This window comes from Corallococcus caeni, from assembly GCF_036245865.1.
GTDB lineage: Bacteria > Myxococcota > Myxococcia > Myxococcales > Myxococcaceae > Corallococcus > Corallococcus caeni.
In genome coordinates this window covers 1105614-1129211 of record NZ_BTTW01000001.1, presented here as the reverse complement: position 1 = coordinate 1129211, position 23598 = coordinate 1105614, and the positions used below count along the sequence as shown (strand labels likewise).

The 23598-nt window shown below is 70.9% G+C and carries 15 protein-coding genes; 7 read left to right on the top strand and 8 right to left on the bottom strand.

Annotated elements, in window-relative coordinates:
• Positions 1–78: 78 nt before the first annotated feature.
• Positions 79–1323: a glycosyltransferase family 4 protein gene (locus AABA78_RS04450; protein WP_338261779.1), complete on the bottom strand. Its 1245-nt coding sequence runs from the start codon at positions 1321–1323 to the stop codon at positions 79–81.
• A 297-nt stretch (positions 1324–1620) separates the two neighbouring features.
• On the opposite strand from AABA78_RS04450, the gene AABA78_RS04445 reads away from it, so the two are divergent.
• The 4 genes from AABA78_RS04445 to AABA78_RS04430 all read left to right on the top strand — a co-directional run bounded on the left by AABA78_RS04445 (position 1621) and on the right by AABA78_RS04430 (position 9372).
• A complete protein-coding gene (locus AABA78_RS04445) occupies positions 1621–3441 on the top strand; it encodes an aminopeptidase P family protein (protein WP_338261778.1) in 1821 nt (606 codons plus the stop codon).
• Positions 3442–3583: 142 nt separating this feature from the next.
• Positions 3584–3955: a hypothetical protein gene (locus tag AABA78_RS04440; protein ID WP_338261777.1), complete on the top strand. Its 372-nt coding sequence runs from the start codon at positions 3584–3586 to the stop codon at positions 3953–3955.
• Positions 3956–4184: 229 nt separating this feature from the next.
• Positions 4185–7538: a Dauer Up-regulated gene (locus AABA78_RS04435; protein WP_338261776.1), complete on the top strand. Its 3354-nt coding sequence runs from the start codon at positions 4185–4187 to the stop codon at positions 7536–7538.
• Between the two features lie 247 nt (positions 7539–7785).
• On the top strand, positions 7786–9372 hold the full coding sequence (locus AABA78_RS04430; protein WP_338261775.1) for a peptidoglycan-binding protein: 1587 nt from the start codon (positions 7786–7788) through the stop codon (positions 9370–9372).
• A gap of 60 nt (positions 9373–9432) precedes the next feature.
• On the opposite strand, the gene AABA78_RS04425 is transcribed toward AABA78_RS04430, so the two are convergent.
• The 6 genes from AABA78_RS04425 to AABA78_RS04400 all read right to left on the bottom strand — a co-directional run bounded on the left by AABA78_RS04425 (position 9433) and on the right by AABA78_RS04400 (position 19048).
• The gene (locus tag AABA78_RS04425; RefSeq protein ID WP_338261774.1) at positions 9433–10020 is read right to left on the bottom strand and encodes a TetR/AcrR family transcriptional regulator; all 588 of its coding nucleotides are present in this window, start codon (positions 10018–10020) and stop codon (positions 9433–9435) included.
• Between the two features lie 60 nt (positions 10021–10080).
• A complete protein-coding gene (locus AABA78_RS04420; protein WP_338261773.1) occupies positions 10081–11274 on the bottom strand; it encodes a toxin-antitoxin system YwqK family antitoxin in 1194 nt (397 codons plus the stop codon).
• A 93-nt stretch (positions 11275–11367) separates the two neighbouring features.
• Entirely contained in the window at positions 11368–12750 is a 1383-nt protein-coding gene (locus tag AABA78_RS04415; protein ID WP_338261772.1) for a hypothetical protein, read from the bottom strand.
• 124 nt (positions 12751–12874) lie between these two features.
• Positions 12875–14104: a S8 family serine peptidase gene (locus AABA78_RS04410; protein ID WP_338261771.1), complete on the bottom strand. Its 1230-nt coding sequence runs from the start codon at positions 14102–14104 to the stop codon at positions 12875–12877.
• A gap of 154 nt (positions 14105–14258) precedes the next feature.
• On the bottom strand, positions 14259–16415 hold the full coding sequence (locus tag AABA78_RS04405) for a M13 family metallopeptidase (protein ID WP_338261770.1): 2157 nt from the start codon (positions 16413–16415) through the stop codon (positions 14259–14261).
• 167 nt (positions 16416–16582) lie between these two features.
• Entirely contained in the window at positions 16583–19048 is a 2466-nt protein-coding gene (locus AABA78_RS04400) for a PQQ-dependent sugar dehydrogenase (protein ID WP_338261769.1), read from the bottom strand.
• A 216-nt stretch (positions 19049–19264) separates the two neighbouring features.
• Between AABA78_RS04400 and AABA78_RS04395 the strand changes: the two genes are divergently transcribed.
• The 3 genes from AABA78_RS04395 to AABA78_RS04385 all read left to right on the top strand — a co-directional run bounded on the left by AABA78_RS04395 (position 19265) and on the right by AABA78_RS04385 (position 23136).
• Positions 19265–19843: a GNAT family N-acetyltransferase gene (locus AABA78_RS04395; RefSeq protein WP_338261768.1), complete on the top strand. Its 579-nt coding sequence runs from the start codon at positions 19265–19267 to the stop codon at positions 19841–19843.
• Between the two features lie 70 nt (positions 19844–19913).
• A complete protein-coding gene (locus AABA78_RS04390; protein WP_338261767.1) occupies positions 19914–21440 on the top strand; it encodes a CocE/NonD family hydrolase in 1527 nt (508 codons plus the stop codon).
• An 88-nt stretch (positions 21441–21528) separates the two neighbouring features.
• Entirely contained in the window at positions 21529–23136 is a 1608-nt protein-coding gene (locus AABA78_RS04385) for a DUF2339 domain-containing protein (RefSeq protein ID WP_338261766.1), read from the top strand.
• A gap of 24 nt (positions 23137–23160) precedes the next feature.
• Here the strand turns inward: AABA78_RS04385 and AABA78_RS04380 are convergent, their stop codons facing one another.
• Complete coding sequence (locus tag AABA78_RS04380) at positions 23161–23592, bottom strand: excinuclease ATPase subunit (RefSeq protein ID WP_171414110.1); 432 nt, start codon at positions 23590–23592, stop codon at positions 23161–23163.
• Between the last annotated feature and the right edge of the window lie 6 nt (positions 23593–23598).

Sequence of the window (23598 nt, the reverse complement as noted above, 5' to 3'; positions counted from 1 at the left end):
CTCAGCCTTGGAGACGGACGCCGAGGCTGAAGGCTTCGGCGCGCGGTCGCGGCCCACCGCAGTTCGCCCGGGATGGGCTCAGTTGGCTTCCGACCCCGAGGGCTTGTTCTCGTTGCCGCGCACGACCGGCGCGTTCAGGTAGAGCTCGCCCAGGCCTGCCCCGATGCCGTCCCACGCGAAGGACTCCGCCATGCGGCGGGCGTTCTGCGCGAGCCGGCTGCAGAGGTCCGGATCCTGGCGCAGCCGGCGCAGCGCGGCGGCGAACTCCTGGGGCGACTCCGCGAGGAGGACATGCTGCCCCTCCACCACCGGCAACCCCTCCACCGCGAGGCGCGTGGCCACCACGGGCACGCCCGCCGCCGCGGCCTCCAGCACCTTGAGGCGCGTCCCGCTGCCCGCGCGCAGGGGAATGGCCGTCGCCAGCGCACGCGCCAGGTACGGCGCCACCGACGGCACCGAGCCCGTCACCACCAGCCGCTCGTTCTCCAGTGCGCGCACGGACGCGGGCGGGCTGCGGCCCACCACCAGCAGCTTGCCCGCCGATAGATCCGACGACACCAGCGGCCACACCTCGCGCGCCAGCCGCAACACCGCGTCCTCGTTCGGCCACCAGTCCATGGAGCCCACGAAGACCAGGTCGTCACCCATGGCCTCCCGGGGCGCGAAGTCCGGCAGCTTCACTCCGTTGGGCACCACCTGCACGTGCTTCGCTCCCAGGGCGCGAAGCTGCTGGGCATCCACGTCCGAGCACGCCAGCACCGTGTCCGCCTGGCTCACGCACTCGCGCTCCAGCCGCTCCACCCGCTGGAACTGCCAGTTGAGGAACGGCCGCAGCAGCGGCGCGCTCAGGGGCGCCATGCGCGCGAGCACCTGGCTCTCCACGTTGTGCTCGTCGATGACCAGGTGCGCGCCCGGGTTGAGCTGCCGCGCCAGCGGCAACAGCTGCGCCATGTGCAGGTGGTCGAAGTGGATGATGTCGAAGGGGCCGCGCTCCGTCAGCACCTTGCGAAGGGCGTCACTCAGGCCCTGGCGCGCGAAGCGGACGTAGGTGAGCGGCGTGCCCCGCAGGAAGGCCCTGCTGCTGTTCAAGGTCTCCCCGAGCGCCACGCGCGGCAGGTCCACCAGGTGCAGCCTGGAGGCCGGCACGCCCAGCCCTCCCAGCCAGCGCTTGAAGCCCTCCGCGTCGTTGCCCGTCCGGTGCACCGCGAACACTTCCAGCTCGAAGCGCGAGGCAAGCGCACGCACCAGCTCGAGCGTGCGCAGGGTGCCGCCCGTATCCGAAGGCAGCGGAACGTAGGGAAGGATGGCGAGAACGCGTCGCACGGTGGAAAACCAGACCTGCTCAGGAGACGGGTGGACCTGGGCCGCGTGCTCCTCACCACGGCCACCGGCTTGGTAAGCACCTGCACGCCAGCGGCCCAGGGGCTCGCGGCGCTTTCCCATCAATGGACAACAGATCGCGGAGCCGCGACGCGACGGGATGCCGCACCGCGTCTTCAGTGCGACAGCGGCATTCCCGGGAGTCTTGATCCGGGGGGCACCCGGGGTGCGAGGGCCTCGAAAAGGCGCGCTGTTTCCGGCATGAGGACGCGGGCGGCGCAACGACGGACGGAGGAAGCCATGGGCCTTGAGCAGACGCAGGGGGCCGCGGCGCGCGAGCGCATCGCGCGGCTGCGGCAGGTGATGCGGGAGCGCGGTGTGGCGGCGGTCTGGGTGCCGACGAGCGACCCGCACCTGTCCACCTACCTGCCGGGCCGCTGGAAGGGACGCGAGTGGGCGTCTGGCTTCACCGGCTCGTTGGCCACGCTGGTGGTGACGGCGGACTACGCGGGCCTGTGGGTGGACAGCCGCTACTGGGATCAGGCGGACGCCCAGCTGAAGGGCAGCGGCATCGCGACGGTGCGTACGACGAACGCGCCCGGGCAGTCGCACCTGGACTGGCTGGCCACGAACGTGCCGCCGGGGCAGGTGGTGGCGGTGGACGGGGCGGTGCTGGGCCTGGGGCTGGCGCGCTCGGCGGCCACGCAGCTGACGGCGGCGGGGGTGGTGCTGCGCACGGACCTGGACGTGGTGGCGGAGGCCTGGGCGGACCGGCCGCCCCTGCCCGCCGCGCCCGTGTACGCGCACGCGCTGTCCCCGGTGCCCCGCACCGACAAGCTGCGGGCCGTGCGCGCGGAGATGGGCGTGCTGGGCGCGACGCACCACTTCATCTCCACGCTGGATGACGTCGCGTGGCTGACGAACCTGCGCGGCGCGGACGTGGACTACATCCCGGTGTTCCTGGCGCACCTGCTGGTGGAGCCCGGCGGGGCCCGTCTGTTCATCGGGGCGGGCAAGGTGCCGGACGCACTGCGCGCGGAGCTGGAGGCGGACGGCGTCACCCTCCACCCCTACGACGAGGCGTCACGCGCGCTGGGGGCGCTGCCGGAGGGGACGCGGCTGCTCGTGGACCCCCGGCGCATCACCCACGGGCTGCGGCAGGCAGTGGGCAAGGGCGTGAGCGTGGTGGAGGGGCTCAACCCGTCCACCGTGGCCAAGTCGCGCAAGACGGACGCGGAGCTCGCGCACTTCCGCAATGCGATGGAGCAGGACGGGGCCGCGCTGTGCGCGTTCTTCGCCTGGTTCGAGTCCGCCCTGGGCCGCGAGCCCATCACCGAGCTGACCGTCGACGAGCGTCTCTCCGCCGAGCGGGCCAGGCGTCCGGGCTTCGTGTCGCTCAGCTTCTCCACCATCGCCGCGTTCAACGCGAACGCCGCGATGCCGCACTACCGCGCGACGCAGGCCTCGCACGCGACGGTGTGCCTGCCGGGGCAGCAGCCGCGGGGCCTGCTGCTCATCGACTCCGGCGGGCAGTACACGTCCGGCACCACCGACATCACCCGCGTGGTGCCCGTGGGGGAGACCACCGCGGAGCAGCGGCGCGACTTCACCCTGGTGCTGCGCGGGATGATCAACCTGTCCCGGGCCCGCTTCCCCCGGGGCACCCGCTCCCCGAACCTGGACGCGCTGGCGCGGACGCCGCTGTGGGCGGAGGGGCTGGACTACGGCCACGGCACGGGCCACGGCGTGGGCTTCTTCCTCAACGTCCACGAGGGGCCGCACGGCGTCTCCCCAACGATGCCCAACGACCCCACCACGGCGCTGGAGCCGGGGATGATCACCTCCAACGAGCCCGGCCTCTACCGCCCGGGCCGCTGGGGCATCCGCATCGAGAACCTCATCGCCGCGGTGCCCGACCGCAAGACGGAGTTCGGCGACTTCCTGCGCTTCGAGACGCTGAGCCTCTGTCCCATCGACACGCGGCTGGTGGACCCGGCCCTGCTGTCGCGGGAGGAGACGGACTGGCTCAATGCCTATCACGCCACCGTGCGCGAGCGGCTCCAGCCCCACCTCCAGGGCGCCGGACGCGACTGGCTGCTCCAGCGCACCCAGCCCCTCTAAAGCCGCGCGGCTCGCGGCCGGACGGAATGGGCACACACCCCGGGCCTCAACGCCTGTCAGGCCAAGCCGTAGGCCCTGGCCCACGGACAGTGTCCGCTGGCGGGGAGTGGCGAGGCGCCGGGACATGGGATGGATTGGGCCCATGTCTCCGTCCCCGTCGCCGAACCGCTGGATGCTGACCGCCTTCCTCCTCTGGCTCCCCGGGCTCGTGCACGTCTTTCCCCTCATGGGGGTGTACGCGCTGATGTTCGGCCGGAGCTTTCCCCTGATGATGCTCACCGGCCTGGCCGTCACCGGGCTGGCCCTGGGCGCCATCCAGGCCCTGGTTCGCGACCCCCGCGATCCCCGGGCCCTGCTGATCACCCCGGCGTCCTTCCTCGTGGGCTGGTCTCCCCTGGCGCTGCTCATGGGCGCGGAGGCTTCGTTCCCCGCCGTGGCGGTGCTCACCCTGGTCAGCTCCGCCGGGTGCGCCCTGCTGGGCCAGTGGATGCTCCGCCCATCCGCCAGGGCATGACGCAGCCGGACGGGGCGCGGGGGCCTTCCCGGGGGACATCCATTGTGTCCGCTATGTCTTTGCGCGTCATGCGGGGCGGCGATCCATGTAACCCGGTGAGGGGCAATCACGTACCAGCCGCGTCCTCCCCCGTGATTCGCGAGAACGCGGAGAGTCAGGCAACATTCGCCGCGAAATGTAGAGAATCCCGGGGACATTCTCGGTTCTTGAAAAGGTAGGAGCTTCGCCCATGTCTACCCCGATTGATGGTTCCGCCGCCGCCGCTGCCCGCGCCGCCGCCGAGGCCGCCGCGCGCGCCGCCGCGGAAGCCGCTGCCCGTGCCGCCGCCGCCGCGAAGGCCGCCGCCGAGGCCGCCGCGAAGGCCGCCGCCGAGCAGGCCGCGAAGCTGCAGCAGCAGTCGCAGGCGAAGCAGCCCACGGTGAAGCTGTTCCAGAACGACCAGTTCTCCTCGGGGGGGCCGCAGAACCGCAACGGGGTGAACCGGCTGACGGGGGAGAGCACCTCGCCGTTCGCCACGCCGCTCACCGCCAATGGCAACGCGCGCCCGGTGAGCGCCCCGGCGGGGCAGACCGTCGCGGCCCCGGCGGCGGACCCGAAGCCGCCCCACGCGGAGGCGCTGCCCGACAAGGCGGAGGACCTGCCCAAGCTCTTCCCGGAGCTCAAGGACAAGAAGAAGGAGGACCTGCAGAAGGCCTATGACTCGCTCAACAAGCTGGGCACCGGCTCCTTCTCGGAGAAGGCCACCGCCCTGGGCGAGCTGGCCTCGCAGTTCCCGGAGACGGTCCCCAACGCGCTGGAGCGCCTGGGCGTCAAGGACGACAAGCTGGCGAAGCTGGCCACCAACGCGGACGCGCTCACCTCGCTGGGCAAGCTGACGGACCCCAAGGCGAGCACCGTCGACAAGGCGCAGGCCGCCCTCACCCTGGCGAAGGCCACCGGCGACACCTTCGCGCCGGAGGACCTGAAGGGCGTGCTGGGCACCGCGCTCAAGGGCCTGCCCGCCGCGGAGAAGCTGGTGGGCGCCATCGGCAAGTGGACGGACCCCAACGCCTCCGCCACCGACAAGGCCACCGCCACGCTGGAGCTGGGCAAGGCGCTCAAGGACTTCGCCGGGGACAAGTTCCCGGCGCTCTCCAACGACCTGCGCAAGCTGGACGGGTCGCTGCGCGCCGCGGGTTCCGCCATCACCCTGGCGGACCCCAACGCCTCCACGCAGGACAAGGCGCTGGCCGCCGCGCAGCTCCTGGCGGAGGTGCCTGACCTCAAGAAGGACCTCAAGGCCTTCACGGACGTCCTCAAGAACGCGGGCGTGAAGAACCCGGCGGACGTGGCCCAGCAGGGCACGCAGCTGGCCAACGTGAAGGTGAAGGGGCTGGATCCGCAGCTCGCCTCCAAGCTCACGCCGGATCAGCTCAAGAAGCTGGACGCGGCCGCCACCAAGCTGGGCGGTCCGGAGTCGCTGGAGGCCGCGCTCAAGGGCATCACCGACCCCAAGGCCCTGGACAACCTGGTGGGCCAGCTGGGCAAGGCGGACGCCGCGGCGGGCAAGCGCATCGTGAGCGCCCTGGGCGGCATGGAGCACAAGGTCCTCAACGAGGTCCTGTCGGATCCGAAGACGACCGAGCAGTTCGCGAAGCTCGCGGGCAAGCTGGACGACGACGCGGGCAAGGTGCTGTCCAAGCTCGTGACGGACATGGACTCCGGCGCGCTCAAGGCGCTGCTCAAGTTCACCGACGGCGTCGGCGCGGACGCGCTCAACACCACCGTGAAGGGCCTGGGGCCGCTGCTGGACAAGGCGGGCAGCAAGCTCGTGGGCCAGGGCCTCAAGGTGATGGAGAAGGTGCTGGGCAAGGTCGGCGTGGAGATCACCGCCGACGTGGCCGGCAAGGTCTTCAAGAACCTGGCGAAGGTCGTCCCGGTGGCGGGCGCGCTGCCCAACGCCATCGACGCGGTGAAGTACGAGAAGGAGTCGCTGGACCTGCACGGCAAGAACAACGACCTGGGCTACTTCGCGCACACCGCCGCGGTGCTGAACACCGCGGACGGGGCCCTGGGCATCGCCCTGGACCTCACCGGTGTGGGCGTGGCCGCGGACGTGGGCGCCAGCGTGCTGCTGGGCGCCGCCGAGCTGGCGATGGACATCGGCTTCAGCCAGGAGAAGGAGAAGTTCGAGGCCGACCCCAAGGGCTACAAGGCCCCGGACTGGATGAAGGCCGTCAACCTGGCGGGCGCCGCCGCGCAGGGCCCCGCGGGCCTGGCGCACATGGCCGCGTACTACGGGCCGGAGGGCACCGCGCAGCTCATCCAGTGGGGCGTGGAGAAGGCCGCCAAGGGCGCCGTGAAGGCCGCCGAGTTCGTCGGCGTGTCCCAGGCGGAGCTGGCCGGCGAGGGCCTCAAGGGCGCCGCGAAGGTCATCCACAAGCTGGCGGACGTGGTGCGCAACCCGTCCAAGTACGGCGAGGCCGCGGCGAAGGCGGCGACGGAGGCCTTCAACACCGCCATCGAGAAGGGCGGCGAGCTGGCGAAGGAGGCCAAGGAGGTCCTCGACGGCGTCATCGACGGCGCGAAGAAGCTGGGTGAGAAGGGCCTGGAGACGCTCAAGTACATCGCCCAGAACCCGGGCGAGGCCGCGAAGAAGGCGCTCGACGGCATCAAGAGCGTCGTGAACTCCGGCGTGGACCTGGCCACGGACGCGGGCAAGGCGCTCTACAAGCAGGCCGTCTCCACGCTCAACGACCTGAAGGCCGGCTACGACAAGCTCACCGGCGCCGCGAAGGAGAAGGCGAAGGAGCTCATCGACGGGGCGACGACGCTCGTCTCCAACACGGTGAACAAGGCCAAGGAGCTGGGCGAGAAGGGCCTGGAGCTGCTGGCCTGGACGGCCCAGAACCCGGGCGAGGCCGCGGCCAAGGCGAAGGAGGCCATCGGTGACGCCCTGGCCAAGGGCGGCGAGCTGGCGAAGAAGGCCTGGGGCGCCGTGAAGGACCTGGGCGCCAAGGGCGCGGAGCTGGCGGAGGGCCTGGTGAAGGGCCTGGCCAACGCGGGCGAGCAGGCCGTGGAGACGCTCAAGTACATCGCCAACAACCCCGGCGAGGCCCTCACCAAGGCCGGCGAGTGGGTGGGCGGCGCGCTGTCCGACATGGCCCGCAAGGGCGGCGAGCTGGCCACCAAGGCGGCCGGCGCCATCAAGGACTTCGTCGACAACCGCGTGACGTGGGCCAAGGACTTCGCCAGGGACCTGCTCAAGGATGGCGTGGAGTCCTTCAAGAACGTGGCGAAGGCCTGGAAGGACAACCTCACGGAGGGCGGCAAGGAGCTGCTCGTCGCCGTGGCGGACCTGGGCGACGCCGGCGTGGACGCGCTCAAGGACCTGGCCGGCGTGGGCGGCCAGCTGGCGGAGGCCGCCGTCGGCCACCTGGGCGACCTGGCCAAGAAGGGCATCGATGCCGCCAAGGACGCGCTCGGGGCGCTGGCGGACCTGCCCGGCGAGGTGGGCGACCTGGCCGGCGACGCCTTCAACACCGTGAAGGACTTCCTCGGCAGCCTCATCCCGGACGACATCCCCGGCATCCCGGGCATCTAGTCCGCCGCGTCACAGGCCTGTAGCACCGCACGGGGTCTGTTCCTTCACGGGAACAGGCCCCGTTCGCGTTCCGGGCCCCGGGTCCTTGTCACCCAATCGTGACCAATCCCATAGCCAAGACAAGTTTGAGCGGAAAATTACGCACAGGTTAAACTGTGAGATCTTTATTTCCAGATCTCGCGCAACTCGCGGGGAGGGGTCTGGATAATCGGGGCAGGAATCACAGCCGCTACCGAGGAATCCCCGCATGAGCCTCAACGCGACCACGTCCACGCGCACGAACTCCGTCTTCTCGAACCGTTCCCAGGCGGTGACGACGAGCGCGGTCCGCAACGCGAACCCCAACGCCATCCTGTCGCAGTACAAGCCCACGGGCGCTTCCGCGCGCACGGCGGCGCAGGACGGCCTGCAGCCCGGCGTGGCCGCGTCGACGAAGATGGCGCAGACGGATCTGGCCCGGCTGCAGAAGTTCAAGGGCAACATCGAGGCGGCGGCGGCGAAGCACGGCCTGCCTCCGGCGCTGCTGGCGGCCATCGCGAGCCGTGAGTCGCGCGCGGGCGCGGCGTTGGACCGCACGGGCCACGGCGACGGCGGCAACGGCTTTGGCGTGATGCAGGTGGACCACCGCTACCACACGACCAAGGGCGGCCCCACCAGCGCCGAGCACATCGACCAGGCGGCGGGCATCCTCAAGGGCTACGTCAACGACATGAAGAAGGCGCACCCGGACTGGTCCGAGGCGCAGCAGCTTCGTGGCGCGGTGGCCGCGTACAACTCCGGCCCCGGCAATGTCCGCACCCAGGCGGGCATGGACGTGGGCACCACCGGCAATGACTACTCCAACGACGTGTGGGCGCGCGCGCAGGCGCTGGCGCCGCACTTCGGCGGTGCCGCGACGAACACGACCACCAACACCAACACCAACACCCCCACGCGCCCGTCGCAGACCGCCGACACCTTCGAGCCCGCCGCGAGCACCCAGAAGCCGGGGACGAAGTGGACCGCCGCGCCCTCGATGGACCAGGTGAAGGTGCGTGGCAACAACCTGCGCGAGGGCATGCAGGGCCCGGCGGTGAAGCAGCTCCAGGAGATGCTGGGCGTCCCGGCGGACGGCAAGTTCGGCCCCGTCACCAAGAAGGCCGTGGAGGACTTCCAGCGGGCGAACGGCGTGAGGGCGGGCAGCAACGCGGGCCAGGTCGGCCCCGACACGCTCAAGGCGCTGCAGGGCAAGCGCACGGGTGGCACGAACTCCACGGGCGGCACGAACACCACCGGCGGGACGAACAACACCCAGGGCACGAACAACAACGGCGCGGTGCTGGGCAACGGCGTCCGCATCAACACCAACGACCCCACGCTGAAGAAGCTGGCCACCTCGCGCCTGAACAACGGCGAGACGGGCTACTGCGTGCGCACCACGCTGGACAACATGAGCCGGCTGGGCATCCCCAACACGCCGGCGGCGACGGGCAACGACCCGAACAACCCCCGCGGCGGCATGGCGCAGATGCTGCGCAACGGCTGGGAGTCCATCCCGTTCCCGGGCGCCACGCAGAAGGCCATCAAGAGCCCCTACGGCAACGCGACCGCGAACGTCGTGTCCGCGGACCAGTACCGCAAGCTCGTGGCGGACGGGAAGGTGCCGGACGGCGCCATCATCTTCCAGACGCGCCACGGCTGGGACTACAGCGGCGGCTCCAAGGGCAACGACATGGGCGTCGTGCGCAACGGCGGCAAGACGACGCACAACTACAAGGACATGAACTCCATCATCTACTCGGACTGCAAGGAGGTCGTCATCCTGGTCCCGAAGGGCGCCATCCAGCGCGACTGATGCGCGGGTGAGCTGAGCCGTTCAAGGCCCGGACCGCGGAAGGACGCGGGCCGGGCTTCTTCATGCGCGGTCGCCGGTGAGCAGCTCCGCGCCCAGCTTCTTCGCCGCGTCCAGGAACTCGTCCCCCAGCTTCGTGCCGCGCACGGCGCGCGCCAGCGACAGCGCCCCGTACATGAGCGCGATGGCGGCCAGCGCCTTCTCCCGGCGCCGTGCCCCCGACGAAGGCAGCAGCTCCGCGTACGACTGGACGAACCCCTGGAGCTCCGCCTCCAGCGCGCCCCGGTAGGGCTCCCCCATGCGCGACACCTCCGCGGTGATGCTGGGCAGGGGACACGTGGGCGTGACGGCGTCGCGGTGCTGGCGCGACAGGTAGCCCCGCAGGACCTTCAGCGCGGGCGCGTCCGGCGCGTCCTCCTTCGCCTTGCGCAAGAGTGCGTTCCACGCCAGGCGGGCGGTGCCCCGGAGCGTCTCCGTGAAGAGGTGCTCCTTGGAGTCGAAGTGGCCGTAGAAGCCGCCCACCGTGAGCCCCGCGCCCTTCATCACGTCCATGATGGAGCTGGCCTGGATGCCGCGCTCCAGCAGCAACGTGGCGGCGGACGCGAGGATGGCGTCGTGCGACTTCTGCTTCTGCTCCGTCTTCTGGGTCATGATGGATGATGGCAGTAATATTGCCGCCATCCTCCGTCAAGACGGCGCTCCCTCGCGCGCCTACTTCTTCTTCTTGCGCGAGCCGTCCTCGTAGAAGGCCTCGTCCTCCACCAGCCCGCCGTCAGGCTCCCAGCGCTTGCGCTCGGTGACGCGGCCCTGCGCCCACTGCGAGTCCTCGATGAGGGTGCCGTTCTCCGCCCACACCTGGCGGCGGCCTTCGGCCTTGCCCTTCACATAGTGCTCGCGGCTCTCCGGTCCGCCGTCCGGGAGGAAGGTCTCCGTGACGCCGTCGGGGTCGAAGCCGTTGTTCCACTCGCCCTTGAGCAGGTTCCGCCGCTCGCGCAGCGAGCCGTCGTCCTCGAAGAAGGACTCCACCGCGCGGTCGCCCGTCACCACGAGCTCATGCTTGCGCTCGCCGTTCTGGAAGTACTCCACGCGCTTCACCTGCTGACGGCCCTTCCAGGTGACGACCTGCTTCTTGCCGCCGTCGGTGAAGAACTCCGTCTCGTCGCCCTCCCGCTCGCCCTGGACCCAGGTCGTGGAGTTGAGGGCCTTCCCGGCGGCGTACCGTGTGCTCACGCCGTTGAGCACGCCCGCGGCGTACGCATTCGTCGCGGTGCGCTGCCCGTCCTTGTCGAAGAGCTCCGTCACGCCCTCGCGCCGCCCGTCCTTCATCGGGATGACGGCGCGCTTCTGCCCGTTCGGGTGGAAGAACACGAGCGGCGAGGGCCCCTTCCAGACGCAGTCCTTGAGGCCCGCCTCCCAGGACGACTGCAGGCCGCAGCCCGCCTTGGTGAGCCGCCCGGTCTCGTCGTAGTCCGCGAAGGTGCTCTTCGCGTCCTCCTTCTGCCGGTCCACGCGCCGGGACACCTTGCCGTTGGGGTGGTAGCGCAGCTCCTCGCCCTGCGCGTTGTCGTCCACGTAGTGCCCGGTCTCCACCAGCCGGCCGTCCTCGTAGCGCTTGAAGCCGCCGTGCCGCTTGCCGGCCTGGTACTCCTGCTCCACGGCGCGGCCGTCGGACCAGCGGCGCACCTCCCAGCCGTCCTGCTTGCCGTTCTTGAAGGCGACGGTGTGCGTCTCCTTCTTCGTGTCCTCGTCCACGCAGCGCACGGTGCCGGTGAGGTTCGCGGTCGAGTTGCCGTTGTCCAGGTTGATGGGCTTGCCCTGGAACGAGCAGCGCTCGATGGCCCACGCGGGCGCGGAGAGGAGGGGCACGGACAGCACGAGGAGACGCATCACGGATGGCGCGCGCATGGAGGACTCACGGATGGAAGAAACGGCTTCCGGGCCCACACCCGCCACGAAGCGTGGCGAGGGGGCCCGGAGGGAGGCTGCGAGGACAGGAGGTTATTCGAAGGTCCAGGCGAGGCGGCCCGTGCCCGGGCCGATGCGGGTGTTGCCGGCCGCGATGTCACTGCCGCGCACCCAGCCCGTCCGGCCGTCCATGGGGTCGGTGACGAGGTACTCGCGGTTGGCGCCCTGGCCGCGCGCGTCGGACATCACCATCGCGTGGCCGCCGCCGCCGTTCCAGAGGACGGCGAAGGGCACGTCCACGCCGTCGCGCAAGAGCCGGTCCGCGCGGTCCAGCGCGCCCTGACGGGCCTGGGGCGTGTCCGCGATGGTCTGCGTCGCGTAGGTGCGGTTGCTGTTGGGGGAGACGCCCCGGTTGAACATGTCCCGCATGGCGTCCGGGGAGACGCCCAGGCTGTCGCCCGTGCCGCCCTGGCGAGGCCGCGCGATGCCGCCGTTGTTCTCCAGCACGCGGCGCTGCTCGCGGCCGATGTTCGTGTTCGCGTCCAGGCTGTGGATGGGCTCGCGGTGGAGCTGTCGCGCGTAGATGGGGTCCGCGTCCGCGTGGGCCACCTGCGCCGCGGTGGGCGCGCACGAGTCGTCGAAGCGCTGCTGGAGCGCGCGCGAGCCCGCGTTCACGTCGATGGCGGTGGACTGGGTGAGGAGCGTGGCGCGCGGCGTGCCCGCGATCTCCCGCCCGAAGCGCGCCACGTCGTCCATCTCCCGGGTCGTGTCCCCGAAGGCGTTGCGCACGCGGTCCAGGACGCCGGGCGACGCCAGCTCCTGGTTGCGTGCCCCCACGGCCTTGAGGATGAGCGCGCGCTCCGTCTGCACGTCCGCGTTGGGCACCGGCTGGCCGTCACGCGTGCCCGCGTTGCGCAGGGTGGCCTGGAGCGCGGTGAAGTCCTGGCCCGTCATGCCCACGATGGCGCTCGCCGCGGCCCGGGCCTGGGCCGGGCCCAGGATGCCTTCCTGCCCGGCGGCGCCGGTGCCGCGAGGCTCCGCCACGCCGCGCGTCAGCGTCTCCACCGTGTCCATGCTCAGCCGGGCCGGACGCGCGGCCTGCATCGCGGACAGGTCCAGGTACGTGCGCGTGGCGCGGTCCGCGTTGGGCGTGTTGAGGACGTGCTGGTTGAGGAACTGCGTGGCGCGCTCGCGCTCGGGCGCCGGCATCGCGGCGAGGCGGGCCTGGAGGGCGGTGTTCGTCTCCGGCTGCAGCGGCTCCGCGCGCGAGTTGGCGGCGGGCGCGGCCGGCTGCGTGGCGGGGGGCGGCGCCGTGCGCTGGGTGCGGCCGCGGCGGCCAATCCCGCCGGCGTCCGCCTGGAAGGTGTCGTTGGTCGCGTAGCCCAGGGAAGGACTGATGGGCGCGCGCGGCGCGACGGGCTGCGACTCGGGCAGGCGCGTCTGCGGGACACCAGCGGACGGAATGCGGACGGACACGGACTTCCCCCTCTGCACAAAACTGGAACCCCCGGATTGTCTCACGGGGGGTGGGGGATGTTGCGTCCGCGTCGGAAAAAACCTCCCTGCCTGTGTGGGCTGGGGACCTACCCGGCGTGGGGGCTCAGCGCGCGGCGACGGGCTGCGTCTCCGGCCTGGGCTCCACGGTGGCCCTGGCGGCGGCGATGGCGGCCTGGATGTCCAGCTTGCCGCCGGTGATGACCTTGCCCTTGAGGTCCGGGTCCTGCTCCACCGTCTTGAGGATGAGGTCGCGCACCTGCACGGCCGTCAGGTCCGGGTTCTCCGCGAACATGCGTGCGGCGGTGGCGGCCACGGTGGGGGTGGCCATGGAGGTACCGCTCATCTCCTCCCAGTCGTTGCCGGGCACGGTGCTGAGGACGTCTTCACCCACGGCGGCCAGGTCCACCACCTTGTCGCCGTGCGACGAGAAGCGGGCCAGCTTGTCGTTGTTGCGGTCCATGGACGCCACGGTGAGGACGTTGGGCAGGTCCACGTTGGCGGGCATGTCCGGCACGTTGTTCATGTTGCTGCCGTTGCCGTTGGCCGTGGCCGCGACGAGCAGGATGTCCGCGTCCGCCAGCTTCTGGATGGCGGCCTGCCAGCGCTTCTGGGACGCGGCGTCGCGGTAGGAGTCGCCGAAGCTCGCGTTCGCGGCGCGGATGTTCACGCCGTGCTCGGTCTTCATCTTCACCAGGTAGTCCACGGAGCGCTCGAAGTTGGTGAGCAGGTCCGCGCCGTCGTACAGGCCGCCCACGCTCAGCACCTTGGCCTTGCCCGCGGCGATGCCGGTGTTGCCCTCGCCGTTGTCCTCGGCGGCGATGATGCCCGCCACGTGCGTGCCGTGGTCCGTGCCCTCGCCCTTGAACACGTCGCCCTTGCCGGTGCCCACGTTGAAGCCGTGGATGTCGTCCGCGATGCCGTTGTTGTCGTTGTCGATGCCGTCCCCGTCCACCTCACCAGGGTTCGTCCACATCGCGTCGTCCAGGTCGGTGTGCTTGTAGTCCACGCCCCCGTCGATGACCGCGATGACAGGCTCGCCCGTGAGCTTGGGCTTCGGCTGCGACGGGTCCACCTGCTTCGCGTCGACGACCTTGTTCGCGCCCGGCTTCACCGCGACGTTGGAGGACCCGAACGTGAAGGCCGAAGCCGGAACGCTGGCGCCCGGGGGCGTGGGGCGGCCCGTCGGGCGGTCCACGAAGTTGGACGGCCGCGCACCCTGGGGCTCGAAGCCGTCACGCACCGTCAGGGGCTTCGCCTTGGGCCCCTGGACGCGGGAGGTGTCCGTGCGGGCGGTGGGGGCGATGGAGGCGGGCGACTTGCGGTTGATTTCCATGATGTTCCTCCGTGGGGGGCGGAGCTGCCTACTGACTCCCACATTGTCGCATCACGCTCTTTTAAGTTTCGCCTCGATGGTTTTTCGGGAGGACGCGCGGTCCCCGTGCACCGGACGCACGGCCTTCGTGCGCCCGGTGCGGGTGGGACTGCGACTACCAGACCTTCACGCGCTGCTCCGGCGTGAGGTAGAGGCCCTGGCCGGGCTTCACGTCGAACGCCGGGTACCACGCATCCAGGTTGCGCACCGTGGCCGCGCGGAACATGCCCGGCGAGTGCCCATCCGTCACGAGCAGCCGGCGCAGCAGCGGCTCGCGGAACTTGTTGCGCCACACCTGGGCGAAGCCCATGAAGAAGCGCTGCTCGCCCGTGAAGCCGTCCAGCGTGGGCGCCGGCTTTCCGCCCAGGGACATCACGTAGGCGTCATGCGCGATGGAGATGCCCGCCACGTCGGCGATGTTCTCTCCCAGCGTCAGCTCGCCGTTCACGTTCATGTCCGGCAGGGGCTTGTACGCGCTGAACTGCGCGGCCAGCGCCTGGCCCGCGGCCTTGAACTGCTCCAGGTCCTTGGGCGTCCACCAGTTGGCCAGCTTGCCCTGCGCGTCGAACTGCGCGCCCACGTCGTCGAAGCTGTGGATGATCTCATGCCCGATGACGGAGCCGATGCCGCCGTAGTTCACGGCCGGGTCGGCGTTCGGGTCGAAGAAGGGCGGCTGGAGGATGGCGGCCGGGAAGATGATGGAGTTCTGCTGCGGCGAGTTGAGCGCGTTGACCTCCTGGGGCGTCATGAACCACTCCTTGCGGTCCACGGGCTTGCCCAGCTTGGCCAGGTTGCGCTTGTGCTCGAAGAGCTCCGCGCGCTCCGCGTTGCCGAAGGCGTCTCCCTTGACGATCTCCAGCCCGGAGTAGTCCCGCCAGGTGTCCGGGTGGCCAATGCCCACCTGCACCGTGCCCAGCTTCTCCTTGGCGCGGGCCTTGGTCTCCGGGGACATCCACGCGAGCGCGTCGATGTGGCGGCCCAGCGCGGCCAGGATGTTGCGCACCATCACGTCCGCCTCGGCCTTGGCGGCCGGGGGGAAGTGCTTCTCCACGTAGCGCTTGCCCACGGCCTCGCCCATGGCGCCGTTGGTGAAGTCCACGCCGCGCTTCCAGCGCTCGCGCAGCTGCTGCGCGCCGGACATGGTGCGGCCGGAGAAGTCGAAGCCCGCGTCCACGAAGGGCTTCGACAGGAACTGCGTGCCGCGCATGATGGCGTGGAAGGCCAGGTAGTCCTTCCACGTCTGGATGGGCTCGCTGCCCACGAGCTTCGCGATGCCGGTGATGGCGGACGGCTGCCAGACGATGAAGTCCTTCTGGGGCGTGAGGCCGGCGCCGGCGAAGTACGCGGCCCAGTCCAGGCCGGGCGCCTTCTTCGCGAAGTCCGTCTGCTTCCAGGGGTTGTTCACCTTGGCCACGTCCTGCGTGTCCTGCGCCGCCCAGTGCACCTGGGCGATCTTCTTCTCCAGGGCGAAGATGGCGCGCGCCTTGGCTTCCGCGTCGGCGATGCCGGCGTTCTTCAGCTGGACGGCGATGTGCTGCTGGTACTTCTCCCGCACCTCTTTGAAGCGCGGGGTGTCCTTCAGGTAGAAGTCGCGGTCCGGCAGGCCCAGGCCGCCCTGGAGGACATAGGCCGCGTAGCGGCTGGGGTCGTTCAGGTCCTCCGCCACCCAGAGGCCCAGCAGGCGCTCCGTGGTGGACTGCCCGGTGTTGAGGGGGTCCACGTCGCTGCGCAGGGTGGTGCCCAGCAGCGTGGCCAGGTCCTTGCGGTTGGCGACGGCCGCGATGCGGTCCAGCTCCGGCTTGAGCGGCGTGGCGCCGCGGGCCTCGATGGCGGCTTCGTCCATGAAGCTGGCGTAGAAGTCACCCAGCTTGCGCTCCTCGCTGCCGGCCGCGGCGTCCGACTTCGCGGCGGCCTCCAGCAGCGCTCGCGTCTGCTGCGAGGCGTCCTCGGCCAGCCGCGTGAACATGCCGTAGGCGGAGCGGTCCGGAGGGATCTCCGTGGTGTCCACCCACTTGCCGTTGACGTAGCGGTAGAAGTCGTCGCCGGGGGCGACGGACGTGTCCATGCCCGGCGTGTCGACGCCGAAGCTCCCGAAGTGCGGCTTGGGAGCGGCGGGGGCCGCCGGAGCGGGGGCCGGGGTGGTGGCGGCCTGGGCCTGCGGCGGGGACTTCTCCGCGGGAGCGGTGGAGGCGCACGCGGTGATGAGCGCGGACGCGCAGACGCCGAGCGTCATGCGCGCGGCGCCAAACGGCGGTCTGGAACGGAACGACATGGAGGCTCCTGGATGTGCCCGAACGGGGTGGCGCACTCTGGCGCACGCGGGCGCGTCCCCAACAGCGCAAACGGCGGTTTCATCCCAGCCATTGCGTTCCAGGCGTCCATCTCGCTCGCGGGCCGGGGTTGAACCCCGGGACGATGGCGCGGTGCGGTGCCCCCGGCTCAGCGGCTCCAGCGGAGCGCCGCCACGGCATCGGCATCGTGTTCGTAGTACTCCATGACCACCGTGTGCTCGCCGGCGCTCATCCAGCGGCCCACGACGAAGCTCGTGGTCGACTGGTCCTTCCACGCGTTGATGATGCGCGAGCCGTCCACGTACACGCGGATGCCGTCATCCGCCTGGGCGAAGAAGTAGAACAGGCCGGACACGAAGTAGAACCGCCCCGTCCAGCGCACGGAGAAGTCGTCGACTCCCACCTCCGGCACGGGGCGGCCCGTGCCCCAGGACTTCGAGAGCGGCGCTCCCTCGCAGCGCACCCGCGCCGGGGCGCCCTCCAGGTCCCGGTTGCCGAAGTACTCCGCCCGGTACTGTCCCTGCGGGCACTCCATGGGCGCGACGGACTCGAAGACGGCCGTGTAGCTGGCGTCGCTCGGACCGGCCTGGATGACGTGCTCCGCGGCCCCGCCGTCGGACCACTCGCGGAACTCGAAGGTGCCTTGCGGCGACAGAGCGCCCAGGGTGTGCGTGGAGCCGACGATGACCGGACGGACGCGGGGCGCCGGACCGCTCGTGCCGTCGAACACCAGCTCCAGCCCCGGCGGGGACGTCTGGAGCGTCACCTGCACCAGCTGCGGATCCACGGTGATGAGCCGGCTGCTCGTCAGCCCCGTCGAGTTCATCGCGGTCAGCTTGATGTCGAAGTGCACCTCGTCACCGTGGTCCGGGACGGTGAAGGAGCCGGTCGCCCCCGTGCTCGTGGAGTACGGATGGGTGTGGCAGGTGCCCGACGTGCAGTGGCGCAGGGTGATGGTCCACCTCAGCCGGTCGCCGGGGATGGGGCCCTCGGTGGGGTCCACCGCGGAGCCCGAGTAGGTCACCACGTCGCCGACCTTGAAGCGGTACGTCGGCGCGGGCGAGTCGATGGTCACGACCGGGAGCGCGTTGCCCACGGTGACGCTCACCGCGGCGGAGTGGCTGCCGCCGCGCCCGTCGCTGACGGTCAGCCGGGCCACGTAGAAGCCGGTCACGGCATACGTGTGCTCCGGGGCGGGCAGCGTGGACACGGGGGAGCCATCTCCAAAGTCCCAGCTGTACTGGAGCGCGTCCCCGTCCGGGTCGCTGGAGCCCGCGCTGGAGAAGCGCACGAGCAGGGGAGGCTCACCCCGGCCCGGCGTCGCCGAGGCCACCGCCGTGGGCGGCGTGTTGCCCGCCGTGTAGCGGATGCGGCGCAGCTCCCCCGCGAGGATGTCCACGAAGAAGAGGTTGGAGTCCGGCCCGATGCCGAGCTCCACCAGCCCACCCACCCCGGTCGCGAACTGCGTCACGCTGTCGGGCACGAGCTGATCATTCGCATCCACCCGCAGGGAGCGGATCCACTGCTGGGTGTAGTCGCCGAAGAAGTAGGCGCCCTGCCACGTCTCCGGGTACGCGGTGCCCGTGTAGAAGGCGCCGCCCGTGGCCGTCTGGCCGACGCCGTGGTCCCAATAATAGATCGGAGCCCTCACCGCGCCGGGCCCCCGGGCGTAGAGGGCCTGACAGACGGGCTTGGGTTCGTAGCCGTGCTGGCGGAAGGGGCCCTCGTAGCAGGGCCAGCCCAGGTTCGACCCCGGCAGCGCGACGTTGATCTCCTCGTAGGTGCCCCAGCCGACGTCGCCCAGGTAGGGCGTGGAGGTGCCCGGGCGCAGGCTGAAGCGATAGGGATTGCGCAGCCCCAGCGCCCACACCTTGGAGCGGTTGGCGCCTGCGTCTCCGTTCCAGAACGGGTTCGAGGCCACGCCCTGGCCGGTGCGGGTGACGCGCAGCACCTTGCCCGCGAGGGAGTCCAGGCTCTGCGCCCGCAGCGCGTCGTCATCGACCGCGTCGAAGCTGGCCCCATCGCCTGACGTCACGAAGAGGGTGCCGTCCGGCGCGAAGCGGAGGCTGCCCACGGAGTGCGAGGCGCTGTCGGAGGGAATGCAGTCCGCTCCCGCGGGCAGGTCATTGCAGGAGTTGGCCACGGCGGTGCCGAGCAGCACGAACTCGCTGGCGGGCGAGGCCATGTCCCCCACGGCGCTGTAGCGCGCCAGCCGCGACGTCTTGGGGCCGGCGTCATCCGTGTCGGCGGCGTCGTACGTGTAGAGCAGGTAGATGTAGCCGTTGGTGGCGAAGGCCGGATCCACCGCCAGCCCCAGCAGCCCGCGGTCATGGTGCGAGTTCACCCGCCCCTGGATGTCGAGGAAGGGCACGGGCTGGAGGACGCCGTCCTTGAAGAGCCGGACCACGCCTGCCTTCTCCGCGATGAGGAGGCGTCCATCGGGGAGGCTCGCGAACGTCGTCGGGTACTGCAGGCCCGCGACCACCGGCTCGGAGGAGAAGCCCGCGGGCAGGGCGAGGGGCGCCAGAGGCTGGGCCTCGGCGCGTGGCCACCCTCCCAGACACAGCGCCAGCAGGACAGCGAGGCACGGCGGACAGCGTCGCGGTGACAGCATGAAAGCATCCCTCCAGGGCGGGAGCGTCCGGGATGCGGGAAGCTGTCAATGCGCCTCCCGGCGGGCATCTGGCCCCCGGGCCCCGGGTGGCTGTCAGCCAATGCGCGGAGAGATGAAGGCCGGGGATCGACTACGTTCAGGCGGTTGGCCATTCATGGAGGAGTCATGACTCCAACCGCGTTTCGTCCCGCATACACAGTCCAGACCGAGCACACCGTGCTCCGCTGCTGGTCGCCGACCGACGCTCCGCTGGCACTCCGCACCATCGAAGCCAATCTGGAGCACCTGCGTCCCTGGATGGAGTGGGCGAAGCGCTATCCCATGACCGTGGCGCAGCAGGCGGGGCAACTGCGCCGGATGCGCGGGCTGTTCGACCTGGGACAGGACTTCGCCTACGGCGTGTTCAATCGCGACGGCTCCGAGGTCCTCGGAGGCACCGGACTGCATCCCCGGGTGGGGGAGGGCGCGCTGGAGATCGGCTACTGGATTTCGGCTGGCCACACGGGCGGGGGGCTCGCGACGGAAGTCGCCGGAGCCCTCACCCGCGTCGCCTTCGAGTTGGAGGGCGTGCGCCGGGTGGAGATCCACTGCGACCCCCGCAACGTGCCCAGCGCGGCGGTCGCCCGGAGGTTGGGTTTCGTCCACGAAGGCACGTTGCGGCAGCGGCTCGTCGCACCCGACGGCGTGCTCCGGGACATGATGGTCTGGACGCTGCTCGCTGACGAGTACCCGACAAGCCGTGCCGCCGCGACCCCCGCCGAGGCCTTCGACGTGCTGGGACAGCAGCTGCTCTGAAACAACAAACATCAGCCCCCGAGGTGTCTCCATGACGTTGAAGCCCCCTGCGTGGTGCAAGCGTTTGCCCGTGGTCCTGTTGTTCCTGCTGCTGCCGCTCACGAGCGTGGCCCTGCCGACGACGGGCTTCCGGTTCGTGGACATCCCCGCGAGCGACGGCACGGTCCTGAAGGCCAACTACGTCGCGCCCACCACGCCGGGCCCTCATCCGGCCGTGGTCTTCATCTCGAGCTGGGGGCTCAACGACCTGGAGTACCTGGCCCAGGCCAGCGCGCTGGCGCAGAAGGGCTACGTGGCGCTTTCCTATACGCCGCGCGGCTTCTGGGCGTCCGGCGGTGGCATCGACACGGCGGGCCCCGCGGATATCGCGGACACCTCGCGCGTCATTGATTGGATGCTCGCCAACACGACCGCCAATCCCTCGCGCATCGGGCTCGCCGGGGTCTCGTATGGGGCGGGCATCTCGCTCATCGCCTCCGGGTTCGACCCTCGCGTGAAGGCGGTGGCGGCGCTCTCCGGCTGGTCGGACCTGGTGGCGTCTTTGTTCGGCGGGGAGACGCGGCGTCCTCAGGCGGTGGCGCTGCTGGACCTGGCCGCGACGCTGCTGGGCCGTCCGAGCCCCGAGCTGAGCACGACCATCGACAACTACTTCGCCAACCAGGACATTGAGTCCATCAAGGCCTGGGGCCGCGTGCGCTCGGCGGCGACGTACCTCGACCGGATCAACGTCAACAAGCCCGCCATCCTGATGGCCAACGCCTACGGTGACAGCCTCTTCCCGCCCAACCAGTTGGTGTCGTTCTACGGCCAGCTCACCGGGCCCAAGCGGCTGGAGCTCGCTCCGGGCGACCACGCCGTCGTGGAGGCCACCGGCCTGGTGGGCCTGCCCAACCCCGTCTGGTCCAGCGTGACGCGCTGGATGGACCAGTACGTCGCGGGCGTGGACACCGGCATCTCCCGCGAGGCGCCCGTCGTGCTGCGCACCTACGACGGTGACGTGGAGGGCTATGCTTCGTGGGCCCAGGTCTCCCGGAGCTCGCAGCGCTACGGCCTGGGCGCCATCCGCGTGCTGGATGGCACCGGCACCCTGGGCGGCTCGCCTACGTCGGGCGGCTCGCGGGTCGTCTGGTCCGGCTTCGACACCTCCGCCGACGCGGGCGTGGCGCTGCTGACCAACGGACTCCAGGCGCTGAGCGGCATCCCGCCCGTGGTCTGGCTGCCGGGCGTGAACCGCCTCAACGCGGGTGTCTGGACGTCGTCCACCACCCTGAGCGGCCTCGCCATCCGTGGCTCCGTGGCCCTGCGCCTGCGCGTCACGCCCTCCACCTCCTCGGGGACGGTCGTCGCGTATCTGTATGACCTCCTGGGGGACTACGGCGGCCTCATCACCCACGTGCCCCTGAGCTGGAAGGGCGCGACGCCGGGCGTGCCGCTCGACCTGGACCTGGCGTTCCCCGCCACCGCGTACGACGTCCCCGTGCTGCACCGGCTGGCGCTCGTCGTCGACACGGAGGACCCGCTCTACCTGGACGCGAACAGCACGGGCGCGACGGTGTCGCTCGGCGGGCCGTCCTGGTTGGACCTGCCGCTGCGCTGAGCGCTCCGGAGCAGGGACGGGGGGCGCGGTTCAGGCGCCCTCCGTCGTTCCAGGGGGCAGTGTTGGCGTGTTAACGCTCCCGGCGCCCATGGGAACCGCCGCCTCGGAGCGCACCCGCGTCGTCCCGCTCGTCCTCGTTGGCGGCGTGCTGGCGCTGCTGCTGTCGCACCACTCCGCCCTCCTGTCCGGGCTGCGCCTCATGCAGGGGGACGAGGGCGACGTGCGCTTCTGCAACTACATCCTGGAGCACGGCTGGCGCTTCGTGTCGGGAGACCCAGCGCATGCGCGCTTCTGGGATCCCCCCATGTTCCACCCCGAGCCCAACGTCGCGGCGTACTCGGAGGTGCTCCTGGGCGTGGCGCCGCTCTACTGGGTGTGGCGCGGCTTCGGCCTGGGCGCCGAGCTGTCGTGGCAGGCGTGGGCGCTCGCCATGGCCGCGCTGAACTACGCGGCGGCGGTGTGGCTCCTGCGCCGGGGGTTTGGCCTGCGCGTCCTTCCGGCGGTGGTGGGCGCGGTGCTCTTCACGGCCGGCGCGCCGCGCGTCAACCAGCTCAACCACCCGCAGCTGGAGGCACAGTTCTTCGTGCTCCTCGCGGTGGGCGCGGTGGTCGCGCTGACGCGGCCGGAGACGGACCGGCGGCGCGGGGTGGCCTGGGCCGGGCTGCTCGTGGGCGCGTGCGTGGCGCAGCTCTACGCGGGCTTCTACTGGGGCTGGTTCCTCTTCTTCTTCCTGCTGCTGGCGTTCATCGCCGGGCTCATCCTCCGGGACACGCGCGGCCCGCTCCTGACGGCGCTGCGCCGCCACCTCCCGGCGCTCGCGGCCTTCGGCGTCGTGGGGCTGGCGCTGCTCGCGCCCCTCATCCTGCACGCGCGCCAGGCCATCGGCACGGTGGGCCTGCGCACCTTCGCCGAGGTCGTGCCCATGGTGCCGCGCGTCTGGAGCTGGTTCTACATGGGCCCGGACAGCTGGCTGTACGGGTGGATGGACGGCTTCTCCCGGTTCCGGCGCTTGCCGCTGGGGTGGGAGCACCGGCTGGGCTTCGGCTTCGTCACCCCGGTGCTGGCGGGCCTCGGCCTGTGGCAGGCGCGCTCGCGGCCCGCCGTGCGGCTGCTGCTCGTCGTGGCGGTGGCCACCGTGCTGCTCGCCTCGCGCTACCCCGGTGGGTACACGCCCTGGTGGCTCGTCTTCCACGGCGTGCCCGGCGCGGCGGCCATCCGGGCCCTGGCCCGCATCGGCATGTGGCTGCTGGTGCCCGCGGCCGTGGGCCTGGCCCTGTACCTCCAGCGGCAGTGGGACTCCGGCCGCGCGGCGCTGGCGGTGGGCCTGGGCGCGCTGTGCCTGCTGGAGCAGGGGCTCACCAGCCCCACGTATGACTGGCATGAAGCCCGCGCGGACGTGGAGGCGGTGGCCGCGCGCATCCCGCCCGGCTGCGCGGCCTTCTTCTACGCGCCGACGTCCGGCAAGGCGCGGGAGTGGAAGTACCAGCTGGACGCGGTGTGGGCGTCCTGCGAGCGCGGCGTGCCCACGGTGAACGGCTACTCGGGCAACGCTCCGCGGGGCTGGAGGCTCCAGGACAACCGCCGCTTCAACGCGATGGCCGCCGAGCGCCTCGACCGCGACCTGGAGGACTGGATGCGCTCGCGGAACCTGGCGCCCGCGAGCGTCTGCCGCATCCAGGTGCCGGCGCGGCGGTAGCGGCCGCCGCGCGCGGGCACGGGACTACTTCGCGATGGTGGCGTAGTCGCCCTTGAGCGCGACGCCCGTGACGAAGCTGCCGGCGTGGCACTCGATCTCGGTGGCGCTCTTGCTCTCCACCTTCTTGTAGTAGCTCACGATGTGGACCACCGCGTTGGCGCCGTTCTTCTTCGCGCCCTCCTGCAGGGCGATGAGCGCGGAGAGGGCGGCCCACTTGCAGGCGTAGTCATCCGACTTGCCCACGCCGTTGGTCTTCTTGTTCGTGGTGTCGCTGCCCAGCGTCTTGAGCACGTTGGGCGTCTTCGCGCCTTCCAGGTAGAACTTCACCGTGCCGTCCAGCTTCTCCTTGGCTTCCGGCAGGGCCATCACGTCCGCCAGCTTCACCTTGGTCACGGTGTCGCGCGCCAGCGCGGGGGAGGCGGCGGTCAGGGCCAGCAACAGGAGGGCTTTCTTCATCGCGGG

Excerpts from the sequence above, each read along its gene's own strand:
- AABA78_RS04440 (WP_338261777.1), top strand. The coding sequence starts at position 3,584 with ATGTCTCCGTCCCCGTCGCCGAACCGCTGGATGCTGACCGCCTTCCTC.
- AABA78_RS04410 (WP_338261771.1), bottom strand. The coding sequence starts at position 14,104 with ATGGAAATCAACCGCAAGTCGCCCGCCTCCATCGCCCCCACCGCCCGC.
- AABA78_RS04435 (WP_338261776.1), top strand. The coding sequence starts at position 4,185 with ATGTCTACCCCGATTGATGGTTCCGCCGCCGCCGCTGCCCGCGCCGCC.
- AABA78_RS04380 (WP_171414110.1), bottom strand. The coding sequence starts at position 23,592 with ATGAAGAAAGCCCTCCTGTTGCTGGCCCTGACCGCCGCCTCCCCCGCG.
- AABA78_RS04400 (WP_338261769.1), bottom strand. The coding sequence starts at position 19,048 with ATGCTGTCACCGCGACGCTGTCCGCCGTGCCTCGCTGTCCTGCTGGCG.
- AABA78_RS04385 (WP_338261766.1), top strand. The coding sequence starts at position 21,529 with ATGGGAACCGCCGCCTCGGAGCGCACCCGCGTCGTCCCGCTCGTCCTC.
- AABA78_RS04405 (WP_338261770.1), bottom strand. The coding sequence starts at position 16,415 with ATGTCGTTCCGTTCCAGACCGCCGTTTGGCGCCGCGCGCATGACGCTC.
- AABA78_RS04430 (WP_338261775.1), top strand. The coding sequence starts at position 7,786 with ATGAGCCTCAACGCGACCACGTCCACGCGCACGAACTCCGTCTTCTCG.
- AABA78_RS04445 (WP_338261778.1), top strand. The coding sequence starts at position 1,621 with ATGGGCCTTGAGCAGACGCAGGGGGCCGCGGCGCGCGAGCGCATCGCG.
- AABA78_RS04425 (WP_338261774.1), bottom strand. The coding sequence starts at position 10,020 with ATGACCCAGAAGACGGAGCAGAAGCAGAAGTCGCACGACGCCATCCTC.
- AABA78_RS04420 (WP_338261773.1), bottom strand. The coding sequence starts at position 11,274 with ATGCGCGCGCCATCCGTGATGCGTCTCCTCGTGCTGTCCGTGCCCCTC.